Origin of the sequence: Candidatus Pelagibacter sp. HIMB1587 (assembly GCF_052047775.1) — a bacterium.
Lineage (GTDB): Bacteria > Pseudomonadota > Alphaproteobacteria > Pelagibacterales > Pelagibacteraceae > Pelagibacter.
The window spans coordinates 589513-614517 of record NZ_JBNAJJ010000001.1; the positions used below are offsets into that span (position 1 = coordinate 589513).

The following is a 25005-nucleotide window of genomic DNA, read 5'->3' on the forward strand; positions in this document are numbered from 1 at the left end:
AAATTAAATTGATTTATAAAAATTGTACCAATTATTTCCTAGTATCCCATGTGTCTCATCATCTGAAAATCCAATCTTTTTGAGACCTTTTTCTATATTTGAAAATCCTCTTGTGTCTTCAAACCAATTAGGTTGTTTTGGAAAACCTGGTTTATTTTTTGATCCTTCTCCGTAATTTTTAGTTTTGGTCCAAGTACCATTTCTCATCCACTCAACTACGCTGTCAGGTTGATCAAGACAAAGATCAGACCCTATACCAATTTTACTTGCTCCCATAATTTCTGCAGTCTTTGCTACCATTTCACAAAAACTATCAAGAGTACAATTAGTATTTTCTTTCAAGTGATGTGGATATAAAGATAAACCTAACATTCCTCCACTATCACTTAGCATCTTAAGCAAATCTGAAGACTTGTTTCTTTTCGCAGCATGCCAAAAAGAAGGGTTTGCATGTGTGATCGCAATTGGTTTTTCACTTATTTCAATTGCATCCATTGTGCTTTTTTCTGCAGAATGAGACATATCAACAACGATTCCTACTCTATTCATTTCTTTTATTGCTTCTCTTCCAAAATTAGTTACTCCGCTATCAATTTTTTCATAGCAACCGGTAGCAAGAAGAGATTGATTGTTGTAAGTTAGTTGCATAAATCTGCATCCAAGTTCATGAACTTTTTCAACCAAACCTATATCATCCTCAATTGGTGAACAATTTTGAAAACCAAAAAATATTGCAGTTTTGTTTTCAAGCTTTGCTTTTTCAATATCTTTAAAATCTTTTCCTAGAAATATAAGATCAGAATTTGCTTCAAAAATTTTTTCCCACTTATTTAATTCTATTAGTAGCTCATCATAATCTTCATGATAAACTATAGTTACATGAACTGCATCTAAACCTGCGGCTCTGTTTGTTTCAAAAATTTTTCTAGACCAATTGCAATATTGCAAATTATCGATTTTAAAATTCATAACGAAATAAGATTAATCAATCTAAATTGAAATACTATTAATTTTATTGAAATTTTTGATTAATTTTGAAATAAATAAGAGAGCCATTTTCATGAAAAAAAATACTAATAAAAAAGTTTCAATAGTTATGGGTAGTCAATCAGACTACAAAACTATGCAATTAGCAGAAAAAACTCTTAAACAATTAGGTGTCTCGTTTGAAACTAAAATTGTTTCTGCTCATCGTACCCCAAAGAGAATGTACGATTTTGCATTAAAGGCAGAAAAAAATAATATTGGGGTAATTATTGCTGGAGCTGGTGGATCAGCACATTTGCCTGGAATGATTTCGGCATTAACTCAAATTCCAGTTTTGGGTGTACCGATTGAAAGTAAAAAATTAAAAGGTTTAGATAGTTTGCTTTCAATTGTTCAAATGCCAAAAGGGATTCCTGTCGGTACTTTAGCAATTGGAGAAGATGGCGCTATTAATGCTGCATTACTTGCGGCTGAAATAATGGCTATTAATAATTCATCGATCAAAAATAAGTTAAAAAGTTGGAGATCAAATCAAACTAAATCTGTTAAAAGAGCTCCAAAATAAAAATGTCTAATATTACTCTTGGAATAATTGGGGGCGGCCAATTAGGAAGTATGCTTGCAATTGCTGCAAAAAAATTAGGGATAAAAATAATAATTTTTTGTGATGATTTGCAAGCGCCAGCTCAAAATTTTTGTGACGAATTTATTGGTGCAAAATATGACGATAAAGAAAAAATAAATGAATTTGTAAACAAAGTTGATATCGTAACTTATGAATTTGAAAACATTCCATATGATACATTAAATGATATCAACAAGTTAAAACCAGTTTTGCCAAAACCTTCGGTAAATAGATTAATTCAACATAGGCTAGCAGAAAAAGATTTTGTAAATAAATTAAATATAAGAACAACTAGATATGTCTCAGTTGAAAATCAATCTGATATTGATGTCCTTGAAGATTTTTTACCAGGTATAATTAAAACTACAACATTAGGTTATGACGGTAAAGGGCAACACCCTGTCTCATCATCAGAAGAATTAAAAAATCTTAAATTAGATTTATCAAGAGGATATATTTTAGAAAAATTAGTCAAACTTAAAAAAGAGATATCAATTATTATAACTAGGTTTAGTAATAATAAATATGAAATCTATGAACCTATAGAAAATACCCATGAAGATCAGATCTTAAAACATTCTAAGATACCTGCAGATATAAATGAAAAAATATTTAATCAATCTAAAGATTGGGCAATACTTATTGCTGAAGAACTTAAATATGTTGGCACTCTATGTGTAGAATTTTTTATAGATAGAAATGATAATCTTTATGTAAATGAAATTGCTCCAAGGGTTCATAATTCAGGACATTTAACAATTAATGCTTTTAATGTAAGTCAATTTGAAAATCACATCAGAGCTGTTTGTGGACTTGAACAGATACCTTTAAAAAAATTATCAAATGCAAAAATGATAAATTTACTAGGAGATCAAATATCTCACTATAGAAATTCTACAAAACTTAAAGATAATGAATTCTTTTTTGATTATTTAAAAAAAGAAATTAAAGATAAAAGAAAAATGGGTCATATCACTATTCTGGAATAATATGTTAAAATCAATTGAAGGAAATTTTGATGATCCAGAAGTTCACAAACTTTTAACTAAGCATTTTGTTGAGCTTAGAGCTGCCTCACCAGAGGGAAGTGCTCATGTTTTAGACATCCCTGGTCTTAAAGTTCCATCGATTAAATTCTGGAGTTTATATAACAATGATCAATTAATGGGATGTGGTGCATTAAAATTTTTAGATGAGGGTCATGGAGAATTTAAATCAATTAGAATTCATGACAATTTTAGAAAAAAAGGACACGGTGTTATTGTTATTAATCATCTAATAAGTGAGGCAAAAAAATTAGATATTAAAAGATTAAGTATTGAAACAGGTGCTGGAAATTTTTTTATTCCTGCTAGAAAACTCTTTAAATATTGTGGTTTTGAGCCTTGTGAACCATTTGCTCATTATAAAGAAGATGTTAATTCTGTTTATTTGACTAAGTTGATTGCTACAGATTGACAATAAGATCGAATAATTTCTCTATTTTGTTGACAAAACCCATTAAAATCTAAAGAAAGCCAAAATTACTTAATTAAAATTTTAAGTAATAATTAATATAACAAAAAGTAAGAAGAAATAATATGAGTCTAACAGGTAAAGTAAAATGGTTCAATCCAACCAAAGGTTTTGGTTTTATTGAAAGAGAAGACAAAGAAAAAGATGTGTTTGTACATGTTTCAGCAGTAAGAGATGCTGGTATGAACGGTTTAGATGAGGGTCAAGCTTTGACTTTCGATGTTGAAGATGGTCCTAAAGGTCCTTCAGCAGTTAACTTAAAAACTGCATAATTTCACACTTCCTATTGGCTGAAAAAATTTTATTTTTTAATAAATAATTTTATTCAGCCAGTACCAAATCTTATAAAAAACAACTTTTAGTCAAAAAATTTAATTATATAAGTTGTATTTAAAATAATAAAAAATTTATGATCGGAATTTTAGGTGGAATGGGTACTCAAGCTGGCCTTGATTTTTGTAATAAGCTTGCAGTATTAAACAGAGGTAAAATTGATCAAGAGTATCCTTTATTTGTTTTGTATAACAAATCAAATATTCCTGGAAGACCAGAGTCTATAGGAACTCAAACAAAAAACTTATCAAATCTAAATACAAATAAATCTAATAAAACAAAATATAATAAAGTATTAAAAAGTCTTCTTGAAGGCTGTAAGTTATTAGAAAAGAATAAATGCAAATTTATTGTTATCCCATGTAACACAGCACATTATTGGTTTGATGATCTACAAAAAAAAATCAGTATTCCAATTATAAATATGCCAAAAGAAGTTTTTAAATTTACAAAAAAGAACTGTAAAAAAAATTCAAAAGTTGGTTTATTGGCCACTGAAGGTACTTTAAAAACTGGAGTGTATAATAAGTTTTTTGATGAGACCTATCAATTGGTTAATCCGTCTGAAAATCTTCAAAAAAATTCAGTAAATAAAGCAATCAAGTTTGTAAAAATGGGTAATGTTAGAGCTGCTGAGAAAGCTATCAAACCAGCCATAAAATATTTGCTGAAAATGAAATGTAAAAAAATAATTTTAGGTTGTACTGAGTTACCAATTGCAATATTCGCCTTTAAATCATTCAAGAATATTAAATCTTCAAAGATATTTTTGGATCCAAATTTAATTCTTGCCCGCTCTGCAATGCAGAAACACAAAAGATAAACAGTGACATCTAAAATTGATAAGCCCTATGTTTTAAGAGTTGCTGAACTAATATATTTTAAAATAATTGAAATAAAAAAACAAAATCCTGAAGTTAACAATATCCAAGCATTTGAAATTTTCATGACAACAAAAGATTATGATTTAATTAGTTCAGGAGAATTTCATGAAAAATGGATATCAGAATTAAAAGAAAACAATTTTATTGATAAAATTACAGGTAAAAAAATTAACGAAGAAACATTAAGGCTTTTGGAAATTCAAAAAGATTCGATGATTAAATTTTTACTAAAAATACCAAAATTATATTATACAAAAACACATTTCCCTTTAGAAATATCTCAAAGAGCCTTTAATCATCTCTGGCGAGTTTGTGAAAGTTATGAGATGTGGTGTAAAGAAACTAAGCAAACAAAATTAATTAAATTAAATCTTAATTAATTTAAAATTAGTTTTTTTTAACTTCCTTAAGTCCTTCAATAAATTGTTTTATATCCGCTATAAAACTGTTTCTACCATTAGTAGTTTCAATAGTTTCTCTGAAATGTGTGATAGGATATTTACCTGTTTCTTGTTTAACAGCTGTATTAGCTCCATAGTGAAATCCTGCTTGCGCAACATTTCCTGAAGAAATAATTGTCATTCCTGGACCAAGAAGAGCAGAAGATTGAAAACAACCTGTTAAAAAAATAAAACTAAAAAGAATAAAATATAATTTTAATTTTCTCATAGACAGATGTTTCAAAAGTTATACATCTGAAATTTCAACTCAAGATAGAATTTGTTCAAATTGAGTTTTATTATCGAGACTATGAATATTATTAATTTATAAAACAAAAATGGTTAAGATATTTCCATTTATTTTTATTCTACTTTGGTCCTCAGCATTTATAACCACAAAACCAATTATTGATTACAGCGATCCTTTTGCAGCATTAGCCTTTAGATTTGCACTAGTAGCATTTGGTTTTTTAATTTTTTCTATTTATTCAAAGCAGAAAATAATTGTAAGTAAGAAAAATTTTTTGCAATCTTTTTTTAGTGGAGTTCTTTTTCATGGGTTTTATTTAGGAGGAGTTTTTTACTCAATTTCTATTGGAATGCCCACTGGCCTTGCTGCTTTAATTGTAACTCTTCAGCCAATTCTAACTAACGCATTAAGTGGACCAATACTTAAAGAGAAGGTTTCTATTAAACAATGGATAGGTGTTTTATTAGGATTAATTGGAGCATCATTGGTTCTTGGTTTTGAAATTGGATCAAAAATTCCAACTGCTGGATTAATTGCAACCATTATAGCTTTGATAGCAATAACAAGTTCAACTCTTTGGCAAAAAACAATAAGCAACAACCTACCCTTATCAGTAAGTAATATGAACCAAGCACTTGGGGGTTTTTCATTTCATTTATTAATTATAATTTTCTTTACTGATCCTTACATTGAATTTTCAAAAACATTTATAATTGCGATGAGTCATCAAATTTTTTTAGTGTCCTTTGGAGCATTCACAATACTTATGTTCTTAATTAAAAAAAAATCTGCAAGCAAAACAGTTTCAATATTTTTTTTAATTCCTCCCACATCTGCATTCATGGCGTGGTTATTTTTAAATGAGAAATTATCTAATTTAGATCTTTTAGGATTTTTTATAGCTACTATTGGTGTTTATATTGCTACTAGAGATAAATAATTACTTTGCAATATATCCAAATTCTAAAGATGCGTCTGTTATTGAGTGATAAAGAGATTCACCAAAACTTCTTAATCCAAATATTCTAAATTTATCCGGATCATCATCAAGCATATCTATAGTAACCGACATTCCGTTATAAGTAGAATTTAAACATTGATTTTTTTCTAGCTCACCAAAATTAAATGGGCATCCTTTTTTTAAAACTTCCTTAGCCTCTTTACCTTCAATTTCGATTATTGCTTTTGAATGAGATATGTCTGTTATTGCAAATTCATTATCATTAAATTTTTGCTCTATTTCATTTAAAATGTCCTTTTTCTTAGAAACTAAAATCCAATTTCTTGGACCGTTCCAAAGTATTCTTGTGTTATCATTGGAGCTAACTAAAGATGGATTGTCTCTTAAATTTAGACCATCTACCTGTATATTGTCTAATGATGAGTTTGAACTTTTATACTGAACTATCTGTACAATTAATAAATTAGTAGTTTCAGATATTGAAAGTAAATTTTTTTCATCTTTACCTTCAAAATCTCCAAATTGACCTTTTGTATGCACATTATTTAAAGCTGAAATTAAACTCATGATCTAACTCTTTCTCCTTTTGGATCAACATAATGTGATGAAACTATTTCTACTGGAATAACTTTGTTTTTTAATGGAGACATTACATATAATTTTTCTCCAATCATATTTTTTCCATCTTTTAATATTGCTAGTGAAAATGGATTATCATGCTCAACACTCCAACATGAGGCTGAGATATGACCTAATTTTTTATTTGGTAAAGGAGCGTTAGCGTCTTTAACTAAGTGTGAACCTTCTGGAATACTAGTTTTTTTATCCAATGGAACAACACCGACAATTCGCTGTCTATCCTCAGCTACAAAAGCTGATCTCTGTAGTGATCTTTTTCCAATAAAATCTTTCTTTTTACTCAATAACCCTTCTAAAGCATTGTCGTAAGGAATTGTTCTTCCATCTAATTCAGAACCTGCAACATGTCCCATTTCAATTCTAAGTGTAGACAATGCTTCAGTTCCATATGGTTGAATTTGAAACTCTTCTCCAATTTCAATTATTTTTTCCCACATAAATCTTCCGTTATCAGACTCAACATTAACTTCGTAAGCTAATTCACCTGAGAATGAAATTCTGAAAATTCTAGCTTTAACACCAAATAAATCACCCTCGACATATCCCATAAACGGAAGACCTTCATTAGATACATCTGTTTTAGGGAACAATTTCTGTAATAAATCTCTTGATTTAGGACCAGCTATGGCAGCTCCTGCCCATTGCTCAGTTGTTGAAACTACATTTACATTAAGTTCAGGCCAAACAAGTTGCAAATAATACTCTAAATGCGAAAGCACATTAGCTGCTTGAGCAGTGGTTGTCGTCATGTGATAGTGGTTTTTTGAAATTCTAGTAGTTGTACCATCATCCATCACTATCCCATCTTCTCTTAACATCACTCCATATCTTGCTTTTCCAACAGGTAACTTCAACCATGCATTTGTGTATACTCTGTTTAAAAATTCAGCAGCATCAGGACCCTTAACGTCGATCTTACCAAGTGTTGTTACATCACAAACACCAACATTTGCTCTTACATTTTTCGCTTCTCTTTTTGAAGCTTCGAACAAAGTTTCATTTCCTCTTTTATAGTATCTTGGTCTTAACCAAACTCCTGCATCAACAAAAACAGCGTTATGCTCTTCATGCCAATTGTGAATTGGAGATTTTCTTGTTGGTTTTGAGTGCTTTCCTACTTCTCTACCAACAATAGCACCTATGGAAATAGGTGTATAAGGAGGTCTAAAAGTTGTGTGTCCAACGGACGGAACAACTTTATTTTCAATCTCAGATACTAATTGTAATCCATTTAAATTACTTGTTTTTCCTTGATCTGTTGCCATACCTAAAGTGGTATATCTTTTTACATGTTCTATTGACCTGTAACCTTCTCTGAGTGCAATTTCTACATCAGAAACAGCAACATCATTTTGGAAATCTAAAAATCTTTTATAACTTTTACCTTTTGGTAATGGAACGCACCAAAACTTATCGTGTTTAGAATATTTTTTTTCAACTACATTTGGAATAGATATTTCATTATCTTTCTCAGTAATTTTTTTTGATAATTCTTTTCCTTTTTCAAAGGATGTTTTTAAAGTTTCCTCTAAAGTAAACACACCATTAGCAGCTCCCAAAGTTGTTTCATTTTGTTTTGAAACTCCTGGAACAAACGCGTCTATCTCTCCATTAAATTTAGTTTTATTTCCTGATTGTGATGCCAAATGAATTGTAGGTGTCCAAAATCCAGAAACACATATACAATCACAAACTATATTTTCTATTTTACCAAGTGTTTTTTTATCTTCAGAAATAGTTGACACATCAGCTGATTTTACTTTTTTATAACCTTGTGCTGCAACTACTACATATGAATTTTTAATATTAATTCCTAAATTTTTTGCTTCATCAATAATTTCTGATTGAGGATTTGATCTTGAATCTAAAACTATAGGTTCAACTCCATGTCTTTTAAATTCAATTGCAGTTTCATAGCCACTATCATTGTTTGTAAATACTAAAGGTTTTTTTCCAACCAAGACACCATAAACTTTTAAATATTCTTTAGCTGCAGATGAAAGCATCACTCCAGGAGTATCATTATTTCCAAAAACAATTGGTCTTTCAATTGAACCAGATGAAATTAGAACTTCTTTTGCTCTAATGTACCAAAGTCTTTTGTTTGGATGATATTTTTTAGTTTTAGGTAAATGATCACTAACTTTTTCAGACATTACCAACATGTTGTGATCATAATATCCAAAAACTTGAGATCTATTTTTTACGATTACATTTGGCATCTCTTTCAATTCTGAAATAATACCGTCCGCCCAATCTTTTCCAGATTGGTTACCAATATTCACATCACTTGTTAATAATGAACCGCCATATCTTGGTTTGTCCTCAGCCAAAATTACTTTGGCTCCATTTTTCGCTGCAGAATACGCACTCGCTAAACCTGATGGTCCAGATCCAGCAATTAAAAGATCGCAATACTCATATTTATGTTCATATCTTTCTTTATCATGTTTTGTAGATGCTACTCCTAATCCAGCTGCTTTTCTAATAAATGGCTCATAAATTTTGTACCAAAAGCTTTTTGGCCACATAAAAGTTTTATAATAAAATCCAGCAGGTAAAAAAATCTTTAAAAAATTGTTTATAGCTCCAATATCAAAGTTAACACTTGGCCAACAATTAACACTGCTTGCCTCTAATCCTTCAAACAATTCCTGTTCAGTTGCTTTAATATTTGGCTCCGTTTCACCATTTCTATAAAGTTGAACAACAGCATAAGGTTCATCAACTCCTGCACCAAAAAACCCTCTGGGTCTATGATATTTAAAACTTCTACCGACTAAATGAACACCATTTGCTAGTAAAGCTGAAGCTAATGTATCACCTTCATATCCAAAATAAGATGTGCCGTTGAACTTAAAAGAAATTTTTTTATTTCTATTTATTAAGCCACCTGTTTCTATTCGATAACTCTGCGTCATTAAGCAATTTCTTCGTTAGCTTTATAAGTTTTAAAAATTTCATGTGTTGCAGTATCTCTTTCAACTTTTATCCACTGTCTGCAACCAGATAAATGCTGCCAAAGTTCTAAATGTTTTCCTCTGGGACTAACTCTATTGTATACAAAATTATCCCATTCTTGATCTGTGACTTCTTTATTTAGTTCTGGTCTTTTAACAGTAGCATCTCCACCATAAGAAAATTCATTTTGAGATCTCATTCCACAATGTGGGCATTTAATATGTAACATTTACGAAATCCAAGTTTTTGTACCAAGACCTTTTTCATCAATAAGATGACCAGTACTAAATCTGTTCAAACTGTATCCTGCATTTAATTCATGAACTCTATCTTGAGCAATGGTATGTGCAAATGTCCATCCTGATGCTGGAGTTGCTTTAAAGCCTCCGTAACACCATCCACAATTTAAATACAAACCTTCAATGTGAGTTTTATCAATTATTGGTGAACCATCCATTGACATGTCCATGATCCCACCCCATGTTCTTAGCATTTTTAATTTACTTAAAAATGGCATCATCGCAATTCCTTCAGTTAAAACATGTTGTAATGTAGGAAGATTACCTCTTTGAGCATAACTATTATAACCATCAAGGTCTCCACCCATTACCATTTCACCTTTATCTGATTGACTAATATAAAAGTGACCTGCACCAAATGTTACAACTTTATCTAAAACTGGTTTCACTGGTTCAGAAACACAAGCTTGTAAAAGATGAGTTTCAATTGGTAAAGTCATATTTAATTTTTCTGCTAAAATATTTGTGCTACCAGCAACACATAGACCTACTTTTTTTGCTTTAATATTTCCTCTAGATGTTCTGATCCCTTTTATTTTTCCTGCAGAAACATCAAAACCTGTAACTTCACAATTTTGAATTATATCTACCCCCATCGAGTCTGCTTGACGAGCATACCCCCAAGCAACTGCATCATGACGAGCAGTTCCAGCGCTTGGTTGCATCAATCCACCAAAGATTGGAAACCTTACGTTATCTGAAAAATCAGCCATTGGAATTAATTCTTTTACTTCTTCTCTATTCAAAAGAACTGCATCTATTCCATTTAATCTCATAGAATTTCCTCTTCTTGCGTATGCATTCATTTGTGCATCTGAGTGTGCAAGATTAATTATTCCTCTTGGAGAAAACATTACATTGTAATTTAAGTCCTGACTCATCTTTCTCCATAGATCCATTCCAAACTCACTGAAAAGACCATTTTCATCATGCATGTAGTTTGATCTGATAATTGTAGTGTTACGTCCAACGTTTCCACCGCCAATCCATCCTTTTTCAATGATGGCTACTTTTGTAATTTGATGTTCTTTAGCTAAATAATATGCGGTAGCTAAACCATGACCACCACCTCCGATGATAACAACATCGTACTCTTCTTTAGGATTTGGATCTTTCCAAGCTAAATCCCAATTTTGATGGCCTGTTAATGCATTTTTAACCAAGCTAAATATAGAATACTTTTGCATATTAGAATTTTATATTAATGAATTTAAATAGTTCTTATTTTTTTTATATATATATTTTAGAAGTTTCGAAAAATCTCAAATAAGATAATTATTATGCAAAAAAATTTACAATAAAGGATAACGAATGAGCGAAGTAAAATCAGATATACAGATAGCTAGAGAAGCTAAAATGCAACCAATAAATGATATTTTAGCAAAGATAAATGTACCTGATGAAAGCTCTGCGTTTAGTCCTATGGGCAGACATATTGCAAAAATAAATTTAGAATATTTAGAGCAACTAAAAGACAAGCCAGATGGAAAATTAATTTTAGTAACTGCTATTACTCCAACTCCAGCAGGTGAAGGGAAAACCACAACTTCGGTTGGATTAAATGATGGTTTAAATAAAATTGGAAAAAAATCTATCGTATGTCTTAGAGAACCAAGCTTAGGTCCTTCTTTTGGTATGAAAGGTGGAGCAGCTGGTGGAGGTTATGCACAAGTTGTTCCAATGGAACAAATCAATTTACATTTTACAGGTGACTTTCATGCAATTACATCAGCTCATAATTTATTATCGGCGTTAATCGATAATCATATTTATTGGGGAAATAAACTGGATATCGATGTTAGAAGAATTGTTTGGAAAAGAGTTATGGATATGAATGATAGATCATTAAGATCTATAAATATAAATTTAGGTGGTGTGGCAAATGGTTTTCCTAGAGAAGATGGTTTTGATATCACAGTTGCATCAGAGATAATGGCAATCTTTTGCTTATCAAATGATTTGGAAGATTTAGAAAAAAGAATTGGAAATATCACTATTGGGTACACTAGAGATAAAAAACCAGTTTATGCGAAAGACTTAAATGCTCAAGGTCCTATGACAGTTCTTTTAAAAGAAGCTATCAGACCTAATGTTACACAAACTTTAGAGAACAATCCTGCAATTATTCATGGTGGTCCATTTGCGAATATTGCTCATGGTTGTAACTCAGTTATCGCAACTAAGACTGGTTTAAAATTAGCAGACTATGTTGTAACTGAAGCGGGATTTGGTGCTGACCTTGGTGCAGAAAAATTCTTAGATATTAAATGTAGAAAATCAAATTTAAAACCAAGCTGTGTTGTAATTGTTGCAACTATAAGAGCTTTAAAAATGCACGGTGGTGTTGCTAAAGATGATTTAAAAAATGAAAATGTTGAAGCTTTAAAAAAAGGGTTAGTAAATTTAGAAAGACATATTCAAAATGTTAAAAAATTTGGTTTACCTGTAGCTGTAGCAGTTAATCATTTTATAAAAGATACTGATAATGAAGTGAAAGCACTTATAGATTTTTGTGTCAATTTAGGTGTTAAAGCTAGTCTATGTACTCATTGGGCAAATGGTGGTGAAGGTACAAAAGAATTGGCAGCTCATGTTTCAGAATTGTGTGAAAAAGATGAAGCTAAATTTCAATTTTTATATGAAAGCAAAACACCATTGTTTAAAAAAATAGAGACTATTGCGAAAGAAATTTATAGAGCAGATGAAGTAATCGCTGATACAAAAATTAGAGATCAACTTAAGAATTTTGAAGAAGCCGGATATGGTGATTTACCAATTTGTGTTGCTAAAACTCAATACAGTTTTTCAACAGATCCGAATCTTAAAGGAGCACCGACGGGTCATGCTTTACCAGTGAGAGAGGTAAGACTATCATCAGGAGCAGAGTTTATTGTGGTTATTTGCGGTGCAATCATGACTATGCCTGGATTACCAAGAGTTCCTGCAGCTGATTCTATTAAACTAAATGAGAAAGGTGAGATTGAAGGATTATTCTAAGTTAAGATAATCTAACCAATTCTCTAATTCTCTCATTCTGGAAATTTTATCTAATTTTTTGTTTTCTATTTCTATATTTTTAATGTGATCATCAATATGATTTTGGTCTTTAAATGCACCGCGTTCTATAAGTCTATCTTTTCTAAAAATAATTAAGTTAATCATTTTATTGTATGTAATTTCTGGATGATACTGAAGGCCCCACACATCACAATTTCCAATTTTAAAATTTAAACCTTGAACGTTATTAATTGGGTTCGAAGCTAACAGTGTTGAATTTTCTGGAAGAGTTACAACTTCATCAAAATTAAATGCTGGAGTATTAAACTTTTTATTTTTGTTTTTATATAATGAATGATTTAAACCATTTTCATTAATTTCAATATCTCTTGCAATCCCTCTGTGTGACCCCTTCTCAGCTTTTTTTACTTCGCCACCAGCGGCGGTTACTGCAACTTGCATCCCCCAACAAATCGCTAGAACTTTTTTAATTTTTTTCTGACACTCTTTCATAAATTCTATCTGTCTTAAAATTTCAGGTGTCTTGTTATAAATATTTAAACTACTTCCACCCCAAATAAGACCATCATAACTTTCTAATGGATCAATATTCTCGCTTATATTTTCATCTGAAGATGGATTAACTACATCTATATTTAGTTGATCGGTAAAATGAGAAAGACTATGTTTTAAGCTTTCTGTATGAGTTTGAATACCTGCTTCTGTAAAACTTTGATTTTCCTCTTGTAAATTACCTTCTACTACCAAAATTTTCTTCATTAAAATAACTCTCCTGAAATACTTTTTTTATACATTTCTTTTAAATCATCTTTTGTTATTTTTTTTGGATTGCCTCCCGTAGATGGATCTTCAAATGCCATTAAAGAAAGTTTTTCCAAATCGATTTCATTACAGTCCATAACATCTGAAAGTTTATGAGGTATGTTTAATTCTTTACGCAAATTTAATATCCATTCTAAAAAGCTTTCAAATGTACTATTTAGATTAAGATAATTACAAATAGATATAATTCTGTTTTCAATAACTGATTTATTGAAAGTTAAAACATAAGGCATAAATATCGCGTTACTTAAACCATGATGTACATCAAACTGTGCATTTATTGGATGACTTAGAGAATGTATTGCACCAAGACCCTTTTGAAAAGCAGTAGAGCCCATGCTAGATGCCGCTAACATTTCAGATCTAGCTTCTATGTTCGTACCATTTTTATAAACCTCTATTAAAGAATTTTTAATTATCCTCATACCCTCAAGCGCAATACCGTCTGCCATTGGGTGAAACCCAGGTGCGCAAAAAGCCTCAAGATTATGAGCAAGCGCGTCCATACCTGTTGCAGCTGTTATTCTTGGTGGAAGATCTTTGGTTAAATTTGGATCTAAAATTACAATAGAAGGTAAAATTTTTGGATGAAAAATTATTTTTTTTATTCCTGTTTCTTCATTAATGATGGCTGAAGCTCTTCCTGTTTCTGAGCCTGTTCCTGCAGTAGTTGGAACAGCTATAATGGGAGAAATTTTATTTCCATCAGCTCTTGTCCAATAATCACCTATATCTTCAAAATCCCATATAGGTCTTTTTTGACCGCACATAAAAGCTATTCCCTTTCCGACATCTAATGCACTACCTCCACCAAAGGCAATTACTCCATCACATTTTTTTTCTATATATAAAGAGACCCCATCCATTACATTTTTTCCAGTTGGGTTTCCTGAAAATTGTGAAAATACTTGTAAATGATCAAAGTCTTTTTTTAATTTTTCAATTACTTTTGAAGTCATTGGTAGATTTAAAAGATCCTTATCAGTTACAAAAAGTGGACTTTTAATTTTTAAGCTCAAACAGGCGTTTGCAAGATCTTCTATTTTACCTGCTCCAAACCAAATAGTAGTAGGATAATTCCAATTCATATTATTTTTATAAAAAGAATATATATATTTGATTAATTAATCACTTAAAAATTAATTATTTATTAAATCTAAATATAATGCAGCAGACCAAGAAAAATTATTAGCTCCATAAGGAGTTCCCGATTTACAACTATAGTATTCATGAAAATCCTTTTCATGTATTAAATCTAATGTGTATGATTTTATTTTATTGGCAAATTCAGAATCTTTTTCTAATAATCCTTTGTATAAAATCCAATTACAATTAATCCAAACAGGTCCTCTCCAATATCTTATCTCCTCAAAATATTTGCTATCAGGCTTTATTGACGAAAAGAAATATCTTTCATTAGAATTATACTTTTTTAAACTTTGAATTACCGAGTTATTTATTTCTTGATTTTTTAAATCTGCAAACAATATGAAATAATTTGTAATTGAAGGGATTTCTAATGATTGCTTATTTAAAATATCAAATGAGTAAAATGAATTATCACCTTTATTATATAAACTAATTAATTTATTCTCAGTTTGTATTATTTTTTTTTGTATTGATGTGCAGTCAATATTATATTTTGATGCAATATAGACTAGATCTTTGCAAGCTTTCAAAAATAAAGAATTAAAACCTATATCAGCGACATTAAACATTGAAATATCATAGAGTTTTTCAGGATTATATTTTTCATTTCTGAACTGATTTAAAAGAGTAATGTAACAATCATAGTCCCTTTTAAGTGGTCGTACATCACTACTTGAAACATCTAAATCTCTTCTTTTGTATTCAAGATTTTCTTCAATTAAAATTTTACTTAAAGGAAAATCCCATAAAGGTGAATTATCTGTGCCACTTTCCCATGGATGTAATATAGAAACTAAACCAGTATCATTTGGGTCTCTATATTTGTAAAACCATTCTAAATAATTTTTTGTTTTTTTTACTAAATTCAAAATTCTTTCCATTTCACTAGAATTAAATTCATGCTTATCCAACATTAATTTTAAAATACTTGAAACTATAGGAGGTTGAGTTATTCCAGATGATGGAATTTTGTTACCACACTGCCAAGTATTATGATTTGGAAAATAATTTTCATCCTTATGATGAAATAAAATATGAGGAACCATACCATCAGACCATTGTCCCTCGAACAACTTTTCTAGCTCAACTATTGCGTATTCTTTATTAAAATATGAATAACCGAGAGCAATATAAGCTGAGTCCCAATTCCATTGAGCTGGGTATAACTTATTATTTGTAGGCAGAGTATATCCCTCACGCCTATTATTTAATAAAATATTCTCTGCTTCTCTTTTTAACAAACTCATTAACCCTTAACGCTCCCTGATGTTAATCCACTAACTAAATATTTTTCAAAATAAACAAAAATAAATAAAATTGGCAAAGTTACAACAACTGAACCAGCCATCAAATATTGTCTAGGCGTTTCAGCTCCAACATTTAAAAACTGTATTGCTCTTGATAATGTAAATGAGCTAGGACTATCTAAAAACATTAATGAAAATAAAAATTCATTCCAGGCAATCATAAATACATATAATGCTACAGAGGCAATTGCTGGTAAGCTTAAAGGTAAAATGATTTTAACAATTATTCCGAACCAATTTTGGCCATCCATTATGCCCGCTTCTTCTAGTTCTTTTGGTATACTTTTGAAATATCCTTGGAGCATATAAATTGCTACTGGCAGAGTTGTAGCTGTATAAATAATCAATAATCCAAATACTGAATTACGTAGACCTAATTGACTAAAAACGGTGTACAGTGGAATCACGAGCACTATCGCAGGAAACATATATATTATTAAAATAGAGGTAGACAAAAAGTGTTTTCCAAAAAAGTTCAATCTTGCTACCGCATAAGCTGCTGGGATCCCAAGTAATAAAGTAATTATAACCGTACCTACTGAAACAATTGAACTATTAAGCATGTACCTGCCAAAATTATATTCAGTAAAAACTATAATATAGGATTTGAATAAAGATTTTATATTTTGTGTAAAATCGATACTGAAATCTAAAGGATTAATTAATAAAAGAGCTTGGGTTTTGAAACTTGTTACTAACATCAAGTAAAATGGGAATAAAATTACAAAAGAAAAAAAGATTATTCCAAATAAAGTTAAAAAATCAAAAAATATAATTTGTGCTGAAAAATCATAACTAAAATGTTTTTTGTTATAGCTAGATAGCTTATTAACAAAAAATAATAGGATCAAAAATGTACCTAAATAATGCCAAATAGGTAAAGAACTATTATTAAAATAATCAATCAATACAAACACTGATGCTAATAAAATTACTTTAGATAATTTGTTTAATTTTTCACTTAAGAAAATTGAAATAATAGAAATTACGATTCCACTTAAAAAATAAAAATTGAAATTTAAATTTTTAAGTTCAATTCCTTGTAAAGTAGAAAGAATTTTCCAAATAGATATTAAAGAAAATAAAAAAAATGAAGAAATTAAACTGAAAGTGATAATTGATTTAACTCTCATTGGCTCTTTTTCCTATCAGTTTAAAATAAATTAACATGAAAAATAAAAGTAATAGCACAATCACCATTGATACAGCAGATCCCATACCAATATTTCCTATTGAAAATCCCTGTTCATAAACATTTATTGGCAGTGTTCTGGTACCTGATGCACCACCTGTTAATAGAAAAATATCTTCAAACTTGTTAAAATTCCAAATAAATCTAATCATAAATAAAATTGAAATCACTGCTGTAATCTGTGGCAATGTTATATTCATAAATTTTATGTAAGGACCTGCTCCGTCAATATCTGCCGCCTCATAAAGTTCTTTAGGAACTGCTTGAAGTCTTGCTAAAATAAAAAGGAAAGCCAAAGGAAAATATCTCCAGATTTCAAAGATAATGACAGTTGTTAATGCTAATCTTAATTTAAATTCAAAACCGAAAACAAAAATAGATACATACTTTTGACCTAACAAATTTATTGGCTTATCTATAATATTATAATTCAGTAGCAGATTATTTAAAGTACCGCTATTAGGATCTAATAAAAGCTCCCAAGTAAATGCCAAAGCCACAACTGGAGCTACATAGGGAAACAATAACGTACTTCTAACAAAGCTTCGACCTCTAAACTTTTGATTCACCATTTGGGCTGACAAAATTCCAAAAACAATTGCACCCACTGTTCCAAAAAAAGTATAATAAAATGTTGTTAATAATAAATCTTTAAATTCATAGTTTGTGATTACTTTTTTAAAATTTGACAAAGTAAAATCACTTGTGAGCAGAATATTTTCTGCTTTTCCTTTTAAATTAGGTTTACTTAATTTAAATTGTTTCTTATCAATTTTTTCACCATTTTTTGTCTCAAAAAAAATTACAAATTGCTCTCTGTATTTTTTTGACCAGTCGCCAAAATCACACTGAACTTTATTTGAGGTGACCTTACATCTCTCATCTAAATCAATTGGTTTAACATTGCTTGGGAATTTGTCTTGAAATTTAACGTTTCTAATATCTTGAATTAAGGAACTATTTCTTAATTTATAGGTAATCTTTATTTTTGAATCTTCGTTTTTAATAGATTTAACTATTTTTTTGGCTCGTGGCTCTGGAATTCTTATATCTTTTAATTGAACTTCCTTAAAACTAATCCAAACGTTTGAAAATATTGGAAATATTACTATTGCAAATACGATTAGAACTGCAGGCAAAGTTAAAGCATAGGCAGTTCTTTTTTCTATTTTTGAAAGTGAATTACTCATAAAAAAAGCGGATAATTAATATTATCCGCTTTTTTAAAAAATTAAAATTAATTGAACTGTTTTAATGCAGTATTGATCATATCTACTGCTTCATCAACATCGATTTGATCATCAATATACAATCTTGTGATACGGTTTAAGAATTGAGAATTGATAATTTTAGAAGCTCTAGAAAGTTCGCCTTCTTTAACTCCCCATCTGCTCGCAGTATCTAAACCAGCAACAATATTATTGATAACATCTGCTGAGTACAAATCCGTCAAAGCAGCTTTTCTATCAACACCGACTGGTAATTTACTCCAAGCTTTAGTGAAAGCCTCAGGATCAGTTGAGTTACCTCTTCTTACAGGAAACTTACCTTCTGGTGCAATTGATAAAGTACTCGTATAACCTTCATCCATTGAATACATTATAAATTGTTTTGCTTCATCAGTGTCAGCATCTGCCGTTATTCCAAAGTATCTCACATCTGCCCAAGCAGCACCTTTTTTATTACCTGGTCCACTAAAGTTAGTAATAAAACCAGTTTTTGATGCTAACTCGCTTGATGTTGGATCGTTATTAATTGTTGGTGGCGCTGAATCTCTTAAACCAGCAAGTTCATCCATAATGAATGGAGACCAAATAATCATTGGAGTTTTTCCAGCAAAATAAAGTTCTCTTGACTGTTTCCAATATAATTCACCTTCAGGACTTGCTTTAGCGATTGTTTTATAAAACTCTAAAGCTCTTTTTAATTTCCAGCCTTGATTTTGTACTCCACCTTTTTTTACAACATTTACTCCATTAGCTAACAAAACATGCTCTAAAACTTGACTCATAAAGTTTTCGTCTGTTTTAGTTGCAGCAACAAAACCAAACATATCGTCAGACGATAATGCCTCAACTGCTTTTACAATGTTTTCATAACTTGTTGGTGGTTCTAGGCCAGCTTTTTTAAATAGATCTTTTCTATAGACGATCATTTGTGTCCAACCATCTACAGGAACAGCAGCTATCTTAGTTCCTTTTTTAGCCATGTTCAAAGCACCTGGTGCAAATGTTTTCTTGCCTAATTCTTTAACTACATCATTGTTAGCATCAACATCTAAAATTCCTGCTTCAGCCCATGGCAACACATATTGCAGTGTATGATAAATTACATCAGGTAAATCACCTGCTGCAGCTGCAGCTGTTGCTCTTTTACCTAATTCTTTTTCATCGATTGGAATAACCTCAACTGCAATACCAGTTTTTGCTTCGAATGCTTTAGCCATATCTTCTTGCTTAGCCATTCTTGCTGGTTGAGTTTCAGTTGTCCAAAACTTAATATCTGCAAAAGCAACATTGTTTATAAAAAATGCTACAGCAGATAATAGTATTAAAGTTTTTTTAAACATAATTACCTCTTGTTAATTAATTTTTTTAAACCTTAATATTTTTTAGAAAAAATTTCTTATGCAATAGTGTCATCCCTGCAATGGGTTAATTTCAAGAATTTTTAAAAAAACCTTTATTTAAAGGCTAAATTATTGCTGTCGAACAAATGACATTTGTTTAGATCGAATCCTAAACTAAGACTATCTCCAACATTGACTTTACTAGCTCCATCAGTTTGGACTACTAATGGCTCCACCTCTTTTTCTAGATATAAAAAAGTAGATGAACCTAATTTTTCAATCACGAATACCTTGCTCTCCCAACATTTTTCACCACTATTTATTAAGATATGCTCAGGTCTGATACCAATCTTTACATTATCTCCAGGTGAAACTTTATCTGAAGTTTTTGGAACGATAATTTTTCCTTGTCCTGAAATTTCAACTTCAGTTCCAGAATTATTAGAACTTATAACTTTAGAATTAATAAAGTTCATCTTTGGTGAACCAATAAACCCACCTACAAATAAATTTTCAGGTTCATTGTAAAGTTTTAAAGGTGATCCTTTTTGAGAAACAATACCTTGATCTAATACAACTATATCATCTGCAAGTGTCATTGCTTCTGTTTGATCGTGTGTAACATAAATCATCGTCGCATTTAATTGATCATGTAATTTAGCCAATTCTACTCTCATCTGAACTCTTAAAGCTGCATCTAGATTAGACAAAGGTTCATCAAACAAAAATACTTTTGGTTTTCTTGTAATGGCTCTACCAATTGCAACTCTTTGTCTTTGTCCTCCTGACAATTGCTTTGGTTTTCTCTCTAAGTATTCTTCAATTTGAAGAATTTTAGCAGCTTCCATAACCCTTTCTGTAATTTCTTCTTTAGATTTTTTTTCAATCTTTAATCCAAAAGCCATGTTATCAAAAACAGTCATATGTGGATACAATGCGTAAGATTGAAATACCATTGCGATATTTCTTTCTTTAGGAGGAAGATCATTCACAACTTGTCCATCTATTGAAATTGTTCCTGAGTTGATCTCCTCTAAGCCTGCAATCATTCTTAACATTGTTGATTTACCACATCCGCTTGGTCCAACTAATACAGTGAAAGATTCACTTTTAATATCTAGAGACACATCTTTGATCACATGTGTAGATCCAAAAGATTTATTTATGTTCGAAATATTTATCTCAGCCATCTTAAATTAATATTTATATTGTATTTTCAGTTTATTTTTGATTATATTTATTTAGCATATTTATAAACTGGAGAAAACACAATGAGCAAAATTGCAATTATTGGAGCAGGACCCTGCGGTCTATCAATGTTAAGAGCATTCGAACACTTAGAAAATAAAGGTGAAAAAATTCCTGAAATAGTTTGTTTTGAAAAACAAGAAGATTGGGGAGGTTTGTGGAACTATAATTGGAGAACAGGTAGTGACCAATATGGAGATCCAGTTCATAATAGTATGTATAGATATTTATGGTCAAATGGGCCTAAAGAATGTTTAGAGTTTGCTGATTATTCTTTTGATGAACATTTTGGACAACCAATTCCTTCTTTTCCGCCAAGAGAAGTTTTGCAAGATTATATTCTTGGAAGAGTAAGCAAAGGCAAAATTAAAAATAAAATAAAACTAAACACAAGAGTTACAAATGTATCTTTCAGCAATGAAAAATTTGAAATAACCTATCAAGACAAAGTTAAAGATGAAATTTCAAAAGATACATTTGATTATTTAGTTGTTTCTACTGGTCATTTCTCAGTTCCTTTCATTCCTGAATATAAAGGAATGAATTCTTTTCCAGGAAGAATAATGCACTCACATGATTTTAGAGATGCCGAGGAATTTAGAGGAAAAGATGTGATAGTTTTAGGAAGCAGTTATTCGGCTGAAGATGTTGCGCTACAGTGTAATAAATACGGGGCTAAAAGTGTAACTATTGGATATCGAAATGCACCTATGGGATTTAAATGGCCTAAAGGTATGAAAGAAGTTCATTATCTAGATAGATTGGAAGGAAAAAAAGCAATTTTTAAAGATGGTACTGAACAAGATGCAGATGCAATAATCTTGTGCACTGGTTACCTGCATCATTTTCCATTTTTAGATGAAAGCATAAAGTTAAAAACACATAACAGATTGTATCCACCGAAATTATATAAAGGAGTTGTTTGGCAAGATAATCACAAACTTTTATATCTTGGTATGCAAGACCAATTCCATACTTTTAATATGTTTGATTGCCAAGCATGGTTTGCAAGAGATGTGATTATGGGGAAAATTAAAATGCCAAGTGCCGATGAAATCAACAAGGATATCAATAAATGGGTTGCTATGGAGGAAAAATTAGAAAACCCAGATCAAATGATTGATTTTCAAACTGAGTACACAAAAGAACTTCATGATATGTCTGATTATCCAAAAATAGATTTTGAATTAATCAGAAAACATTTCAAAGAATGGGAACATCATAAAGTAGAAGACATCTTAACTTACAGAAACAAATCGTTTTCATCACCTGTTACAGGTTCTGTTGCACCTATACACCATACTCCATGGGAAACTGCGATGGATGACTCGATGAAGACTTTTTTAAATAAATAATTAATAGTTAAGTTTTAATTTTTTATTTTTTGTGATTGCACTTAATAGTGCATGCATAAGTGGTATTTTATTTTTATTAATTTTTTTCAATATGTAAGGTGCAATCTCTTTAGCTAGATCTGCGCCCTCTACTGTGTCATTTTTCATAAATTTATTTTTTGCAACTTTAAAAGTGAAACCTTCTCCTAAATATTCACCCATTTTACTGTTTCTTCCTCCAACTGCACTAACATATAAGTCACCCACTCCAGCTAACCCATGAACTGTTTCTTTTTTACCTCTAAAATATTTTATTAAATATTCCATTTCATCCAATGATTTTCTAAATAAAGCTGAAGCAGTATTTTCACCTTCACCTGATCCAATAATCATTGAATATATATTTTTAATTGCAGATGAAAATTCAATTCCTTTTACATCAGTTGAATATTCTGTTTTGTAATATTTAGTTGAGATTAATTTTCCTATATTTTTTGCAATATTAATATTCTTATTTGCTATCACAGTGTAACTTTTGATTTTTTTTGCTAACTCTTTTGCTAAACAAGGTCCTTTTAATACTGAAATATTTAAATTTTGATTTCCTTTGTTTAGTTGCTCAGACATAGTAATAATTTTTTTATTATTTCGATCATATTTAAGACCTTTGGTCAAAACGAGAATAGAAACTTTTCTTTTTATATTTTTTAAATGCTGTCTAACCATTTCAATTCCAATAGAACTTACTGCAACAACAACTAAATCCCATTTTTCATTAAGTAAGTTTGATGAAAATTTTTTGACAGAAACTCTTTTAGATAACTTAAGTTTTAATGCTGGATGAAATTTGTTTTTTGTTATTAATTTATTTAATAGATCTTTACTGTAAGGCTCGGTTAAAGTTACTTTATGATTATTATCAGCAAGGGGAAAAGTGAATGCAGCACCCATTGCACCCGCTCCTATTATTAAAACTTTTTTCATGAGACTAATTACGCTAAAGTTTTTTTAATTGCTAGTTTCCACCCCGCTAAAAGTTCGTTTCTTAATGTTTTTTTAATATTTGGAGAGAAAACACGATCTTTTTTCCACATATTTTTGATTTGATTTAAAGATTTATATTCTCCTATTTGATATCCAGCTAACAAGGCTACGCCCAAAGCAGTTGTCTCTAATATTTTTGGTCTAACAACTTTTAAATTAATAATGTCAGCTAAAAATTGTGTAAACCAATTATTTGCAACCATTCCACCATCTACTTTAACTATTTTTGGTTTCAAACCATCTTTATTCATTGAATCAAACAAATCAAAACTTTGATAACCAACTGATTCAACTGTCGCTCTCACTATACTTTTCCAATCACTATCTCTTGTTAGTCCTGTAATTACTCCTCTAGCATCTGGTCTCCAATAAGGTGCTCCCATTCCGCTAAAAGCTGGTACAACAAAAACACCGTCATTAATTTTAGATGATTTTGAAATCTTTTCAGTTTCGGGTGCTTTTTTAATCAATTTTACTTTATCTCTTAGCCATTGTACTCCTGCGCCTGCTATAAAAATTGAACCTTCTAAGGCGTAAGTATTTTTATTATTTAATCGATAACAAATAGTAGTCAGTAATTTATTTTTTGAATTAATTTTCTTTGGACCGGTATTCATAATAACAAACGCACCAGTACCATACGTGCTTTTTATAGATCCTTTTTCAAAACAAGTTTGTCCAAATGCTGCAGCTTGCTGATCACCAAGAACTGCAGAAATTGAAATTTCAACTCCTGTAATTTTTTTGTCTGTTTTTCCAAAATTATCTGCTGAGTTTTTAACTTCTGGTAAAATTTTTTGTGGAATATTTAGTTTTTTTAAAATTTCTTTATCCCATTTATTGTTATTAATATTATACAGCATTGTCCGACTTGCATTAGATGCTTCTGTTAAATGCTGCTTACCTTTTGTTAATTTCCAAATTAAAAATGTATCTACAGTCCCAAACAATAAATCATTTGAATTAAGAAGTTTTTTTGAAATTTTAACATTGTCTAAGATCCATTTAATTTTAGTTGCTGAAAAATATGGATCTATAAATAATCCAGTTTTATTTCTAAATAGATTTTCATAATTTTTTTTCTTAAGCAGTTTACAGTAGTCTTGAGTTCTTCTATCTTGCCATACAATTGCATTATAGATTGGCTTTCCTGTTTTCTTATTCCACAAAATTGTGGTTTCCCTTTGATTTGTAATTCCAATTGTAAGTATGTGACCTTTTAATTTTTTGGCTTTATTTATTACTTGTTTTAAAGCTTTAAGTGTTGTGGACCAGATCTCATTTGGATTATGTTCTACCCAACCATTTTTTGGAAAATATTGTTTAAACTCATATTGTGAAACAAAAACAATATTACCTTTTGTGTCAAATAAAATTACTCTTGAAGATGTTGTTCCTTGATCAATAGAAATAATAAATTTTTTCAAT

General features: G+C 30.3%; 24 protein-coding genes. 9 read left to right on the forward strand and 15 right to left on the reverse strand.

The genetic code is table 11. The features are described 5' to 3' along the window. Window positions 1–3: 3 nt before the first annotated feature. Window positions 4–969 carry a membrane dipeptidase gene (locus tag ACTTBE_RS03350; RefSeq protein ID WP_440677130.1) on the reverse strand — a complete coding sequence of 322 codons (966 nt, stop codon included), beginning with the start codon at window positions 967–969 and terminating at the stop codon, window positions 4–6. A gap of 91 nt (window positions 970–1060) precedes the next feature. Here ACTTBE_RS03350 and purE point away from each other — a divergent pair, with 91 nt between their 5' ends. From purE to ACTTBE_RS03380, 6 genes are all read left to right on the forward strand, one after another. After that, on the forward strand, window positions 1061–1552 hold the full coding sequence (purE, locus tag ACTTBE_RS03355; RefSeq protein WP_440677131.1) for a 5-(carboxyamino)imidazole ribonucleotide mutase: 492 nt from the start codon (window positions 1061–1063) through the stop codon (window positions 1550–1552). A gap of 2 nt (window positions 1553–1554) precedes the next feature. Continuing rightward, entirely contained in the window at window positions 1555–2601 is a 1047-nt protein-coding gene (locus ACTTBE_RS03360; protein ID WP_440677132.1) for a 5-(carboxyamino)imidazole ribonucleotide synthase, read from the forward strand. Window position 2602: 1 nt separating this feature from the next. Further along, a complete protein-coding gene (locus ACTTBE_RS03365) occupies window positions 2603–3070 on the forward strand; it encodes a GNAT family N-acetyltransferase (RefSeq protein WP_440677133.1) in 468 nt (155 codons plus the stop codon). A gap of 122 nt (window positions 3071–3192) precedes the next feature. Beyond that, window positions 3193–3399 carry a cold-shock protein gene (locus tag ACTTBE_RS03370; protein WP_075506166.1) on the forward strand — a complete coding sequence of 69 codons (207 nt, stop codon included), beginning with the start codon at window positions 3193–3195 and terminating at the stop codon, window positions 3397–3399. Between the two features lie 137 nt (window positions 3400–3536). Continuing rightward, window positions 3537–4283: an aspartate/glutamate racemase family protein gene (locus ACTTBE_RS03375; RefSeq protein WP_440677134.1), complete on the forward strand. Its 747-nt coding sequence runs from the start codon at window positions 3537–3539 to the stop codon at window positions 4281–4283. A gap of 3 nt (window positions 4284–4286) precedes the next feature. Continuing rightward, window positions 4287–4724, forward strand: a complete 438-nt coding sequence (locus ACTTBE_RS03380; RefSeq protein ID WP_440677136.1) for a hypothetical protein — start codon at window positions 4287–4289, stop codon at window positions 4722–4724. A gap of 7 nt (window positions 4725–4731) precedes the next feature. Here ACTTBE_RS03380 and ACTTBE_RS03385 read toward each other — a convergent pair whose 3' ends face one another. Continuing rightward, window positions 4732–5013: a hypothetical protein gene (locus ACTTBE_RS03385; protein ID WP_440677137.1), complete on the reverse strand. Its 282-nt coding sequence runs from the start codon at window positions 5011–5013 to the stop codon at window positions 4732–4734. Between the two features lie 109 nt (window positions 5014–5122). Here ACTTBE_RS03385 and ACTTBE_RS03390 point away from each other — a divergent pair, with 109 nt between their 5' ends. Next, window positions 5123–5974, forward strand: a complete 852-nt coding sequence (locus ACTTBE_RS03390) for a DMT family transporter (protein WP_440677138.1) — start codon at window positions 5123–5125, stop codon at window positions 5972–5974. Here ACTTBE_RS03390 and ACTTBE_RS03395 read toward each other — a convergent pair whose 3' ends face one another. The 4 genes from ACTTBE_RS03395 to ACTTBE_RS03410 are packed head-to-tail and all read right to left on the reverse strand — an operon-like array spanning window position 5975 to window position 11081. Beyond that, on the reverse strand, window positions 5975–6562 hold the full coding sequence (locus ACTTBE_RS03395; RefSeq protein ID WP_440677139.1) for a sarcosine oxidase: 588 nt from the start codon (window positions 6560–6562) through the stop codon (window positions 5975–5977). Then, the gene (locus tag ACTTBE_RS03400) at window positions 6559–9555 is read right to left on the reverse strand and encodes a sarcosine oxidase subunit alpha family protein (protein WP_440677140.1); all 2997 of its coding nucleotides are present in this window, start codon (window positions 9553–9555) and stop codon (window positions 6559–6561) included. Before ACTTBE_RS03400 ends, ACTTBE_RS03395 begins: the two co-directional genes overlap by 4 nt. Further along, entirely contained in the window at window positions 9555–9824 is a 270-nt protein-coding gene (locus ACTTBE_RS03405) for a sarcosine oxidase subunit delta (RefSeq protein ID WP_075506172.1), read from the reverse strand. The genes ACTTBE_RS03400 and ACTTBE_RS03405 overlap by 1 nt, the downstream gene beginning before the upstream one ends. Then, on the reverse strand, window positions 9825–11081 hold the full coding sequence (locus ACTTBE_RS03410; RefSeq protein ID WP_075506173.1) for a sarcosine oxidase subunit beta family protein: 1257 nt from the start codon (window positions 11079–11081) through the stop codon (window positions 9825–9827). A gap of 124 nt (window positions 11082–11205) precedes the next feature. Between ACTTBE_RS03410 and ACTTBE_RS03415 the strand changes: the two genes are divergently transcribed. After that, window positions 11206–12891 (forward strand): formate--tetrahydrofolate ligase, encoded by a 1686-nt coding sequence (locus tag ACTTBE_RS03415; RefSeq protein WP_440677141.1) that lies wholly within the window; start codon window positions 11206–11208, stop codon window positions 12889–12891. Here the strand turns inward: ACTTBE_RS03415 and ACTTBE_RS03420 are convergent. The 7 genes from ACTTBE_RS03420 to ACTTBE_RS03450 all read right to left on the reverse strand — a co-directional run bounded on the left by ACTTBE_RS03420 (window position 12883) and on the right by ACTTBE_RS03450 (window position 21141). Further along, the gene (locus ACTTBE_RS03420; RefSeq protein WP_440677142.1) at window positions 12883–13671 is read right to left on the reverse strand and encodes a type 1 glutamine amidotransferase; all 789 of its coding nucleotides are present in this window, start codon (window positions 13669–13671) and stop codon (window positions 12883–12885) included. The two genes, ACTTBE_RS03415 and ACTTBE_RS03420, sit on opposite strands and share 9 nt — an antisense overlap. After that, on the reverse strand, window positions 13671–14822 hold the full coding sequence (locus ACTTBE_RS03425; protein ID WP_440677144.1) for an iron-containing alcohol dehydrogenase: 1152 nt from the start codon (window positions 14820–14822) through the stop codon (window positions 13671–13673). Before ACTTBE_RS03425 ends, ACTTBE_RS03420 begins: the two co-directional genes overlap by 1 nt. A gap of 51 nt (window positions 14823–14873) precedes the next feature. Then, window positions 14874–16130, reverse strand: coding sequence for an MGH1-like glycoside hydrolase domain-containing protein (locus tag ACTTBE_RS03430; protein ID WP_440677145.1), 1257 nt, complete (start codon window positions 16128–16130; stop codon window positions 14874–14876). Next, a complete protein-coding gene (locus ACTTBE_RS03435; RefSeq protein WP_440677146.1) occupies window positions 16130–17323 on the reverse strand; it encodes a carbohydrate ABC transporter permease in 1194 nt (397 codons plus the stop codon). The genes ACTTBE_RS03430 and ACTTBE_RS03435 overlap by 1 nt, the downstream gene beginning before the upstream one ends. Beyond that, on the reverse strand, window positions 17313–18572 hold the full coding sequence (locus tag ACTTBE_RS03440) for a carbohydrate ABC transporter permease (protein ID WP_440677147.1): 1260 nt from the start codon (window positions 18570–18572) through the stop codon (window positions 17313–17315). The genes ACTTBE_RS03435 and ACTTBE_RS03440 overlap by 11 nt, the downstream gene beginning before the upstream one ends. A 47-nt stretch (window positions 18573–18619) precedes the next feature. Further along, complete coding sequence (locus tag ACTTBE_RS03445) at window positions 18620–19951, reverse strand: ABC transporter substrate-binding protein (RefSeq protein ID WP_440677148.1); 1332 nt, start codon at window positions 19949–19951, stop codon at window positions 18620–18622. 113 nt (window positions 19952–20064) lie between these two features. Beyond that, window positions 20065–21141, reverse strand: a complete 1077-nt coding sequence (locus ACTTBE_RS03450) for an ABC transporter ATP-binding protein (RefSeq protein ID WP_440677149.1) — start codon at window positions 21139–21141, stop codon at window positions 20065–20067. A gap of 81 nt (window positions 21142–21222) precedes the next feature. Between ACTTBE_RS03450 and ACTTBE_RS03455 the strand changes: the two genes are divergently transcribed. Continuing rightward, window positions 21223–22554 (forward strand): NAD(P)-binding domain-containing protein, encoded by a 1332-nt coding sequence (locus tag ACTTBE_RS03455; protein ID WP_440677150.1) that lies wholly within the window; start codon window positions 21223–21225, stop codon window positions 22552–22554. Here the strand turns inward: ACTTBE_RS03455 and ACTTBE_RS03460 are convergent, their stop codons facing one another. Together ACTTBE_RS03460 and glpK are read right to left on the reverse strand one after the other, a co-directional pair. Next, window positions 22555–23517, reverse strand: coding sequence for a 2-dehydropantoate 2-reductase N-terminal domain-containing protein (locus ACTTBE_RS03460; protein ID WP_440677151.1), 963 nt, complete (start codon window positions 23515–23517; stop codon window positions 22555–22557). A gap of 8 nt (window positions 23518–23525) precedes the next feature. Then, on the reverse strand, window positions 23526–25004 hold the full coding sequence (gene glpK, locus ACTTBE_RS03465) for a glycerol kinase GlpK (protein ID WP_440677152.1): 1479 nt from the start codon (window positions 25002–25004) through the stop codon (window positions 23526–23528). Window position 25005: the final 1 nt, after the last annotated feature.

Coding starts and splice junctions, on each gene's coding strand:
- ACTTBE_RS03350 (WP_440677130.1), bottom strand. CDS start 969: ATGAATTTTAAAATCGATAATTTGCAATATTGCAATTGGTCTAGAAAA.
- purE (WP_440677131.1), top strand. CDS start 1,061: ATGAAAAAAAATACTAATAAAAAAGTTTCAATAGTTATGGGTAGTCAA.
- ACTTBE_RS03360 (WP_440677132.1), top strand. CDS start 1,555: ATGTCTAATATTACTCTTGGAATAATTGGGGGCGGCCAATTAGGAAGT.
- ACTTBE_RS03365 (WP_440677133.1), top strand. CDS start 2,603: ATGTTAAAATCAATTGAAGGAAATTTTGATGATCCAGAAGTTCACAAA.
- ACTTBE_RS03370 (WP_075506166.1), top strand. CDS start 3,193: ATGAGTCTAACAGGTAAAGTAAAATGGTTCAATCCAACCAAAGGTTTT.
- ACTTBE_RS03375 (WP_440677134.1), top strand. CDS start 3,537: ATGATCGGAATTTTAGGTGGAATGGGTACTCAAGCTGGCCTTGATTTT.
- ACTTBE_RS03385 (WP_440677137.1), bottom strand. CDS start 5,013: ATGAGAAAATTAAAATTATATTTTATTCTTTTTAGTTTTATTTTTTTA.
- ACTTBE_RS03390 (WP_440677138.1), top strand. CDS start 5,123: ATGGTTAAGATATTTCCATTTATTTTTATTCTACTTTGGTCCTCAGCA.
- ACTTBE_RS03395 (WP_440677139.1), bottom strand. CDS start 6,562: ATGAGTTTAATTTCAGCTTTAAATAATGTGCATACAAAAGGTCAATTT.
- ACTTBE_RS03400 (WP_440677140.1), bottom strand. CDS start 9,555: ATGACGCAGAGTTATCGAATAGAAACAGGTGGCTTAATAAATAGAAAT.
- ACTTBE_RS03405 (WP_075506172.1), bottom strand. CDS start 9,824: ATGTTACATATTAAATGCCCACATTGTGGAATGAGATCTCAAAATGAA.
- ACTTBE_RS03410 (WP_075506173.1), bottom strand. CDS start 11,081: ATGCAAAAGTATTCTATATTTAGCTTGGTTAAAAATGCATTAACAGGC.
- ACTTBE_RS03415 (WP_440677141.1), top strand. CDS start 11,206: ATGAGCGAAGTAAAATCAGATATACAGATAGCTAGAGAAGCTAAAATG.
- ACTTBE_RS03420 (WP_440677142.1), bottom strand. CDS start 13,671: ATGAAGAAAATTTTGGTAGTAGAAGGTAATTTACAAGAGGAAAATCAA.
- ACTTBE_RS03425 (WP_440677144.1), bottom strand. CDS start 14,822: ATGAATTGGAATTATCCTACTACTATTTGGTTTGGAGCAGGTAAAATA.
- ACTTBE_RS03430 (WP_440677145.1), bottom strand. CDS start 16,130: ATGAGTTTGTTAAAAAGAGAAGCAGAGAATATTTTATTAAATAATAGG.
- ACTTBE_RS03435 (WP_440677146.1), bottom strand. CDS start 17,323: ATGAGAGTTAAATCAATTATCACTTTCAGTTTAATTTCTTCATTTTTT.
- ACTTBE_RS03440 (WP_440677147.1), bottom strand. CDS start 18,572: ATGAGTAATTCACTTTCAAAAATAGAAAAAAGAACTGCCTATGCTTTA.
- ACTTBE_RS03445 (WP_440677148.1), bottom strand. CDS start 19,951: ATGTTTAAAAAAACTTTAATACTATTATCTGCTGTAGCATTTTTTATA.
- ACTTBE_RS03450 (WP_440677149.1), bottom strand. CDS start 21,141: ATGGCTGAGATAAATATTTCGAACATAAATAAATCTTTTGGATCTACA.
- ACTTBE_RS03455 (WP_440677150.1), top strand. CDS start 21,223: ATGAGCAAAATTGCAATTATTGGAGCAGGACCCTGCGGTCTATCAATG.
- ACTTBE_RS03460 (WP_440677151.1), bottom strand. CDS start 23,517: ATGAAAAAAGTTTTAATAATAGGAGCGGGTGCAATGGGTGCTGCATTC.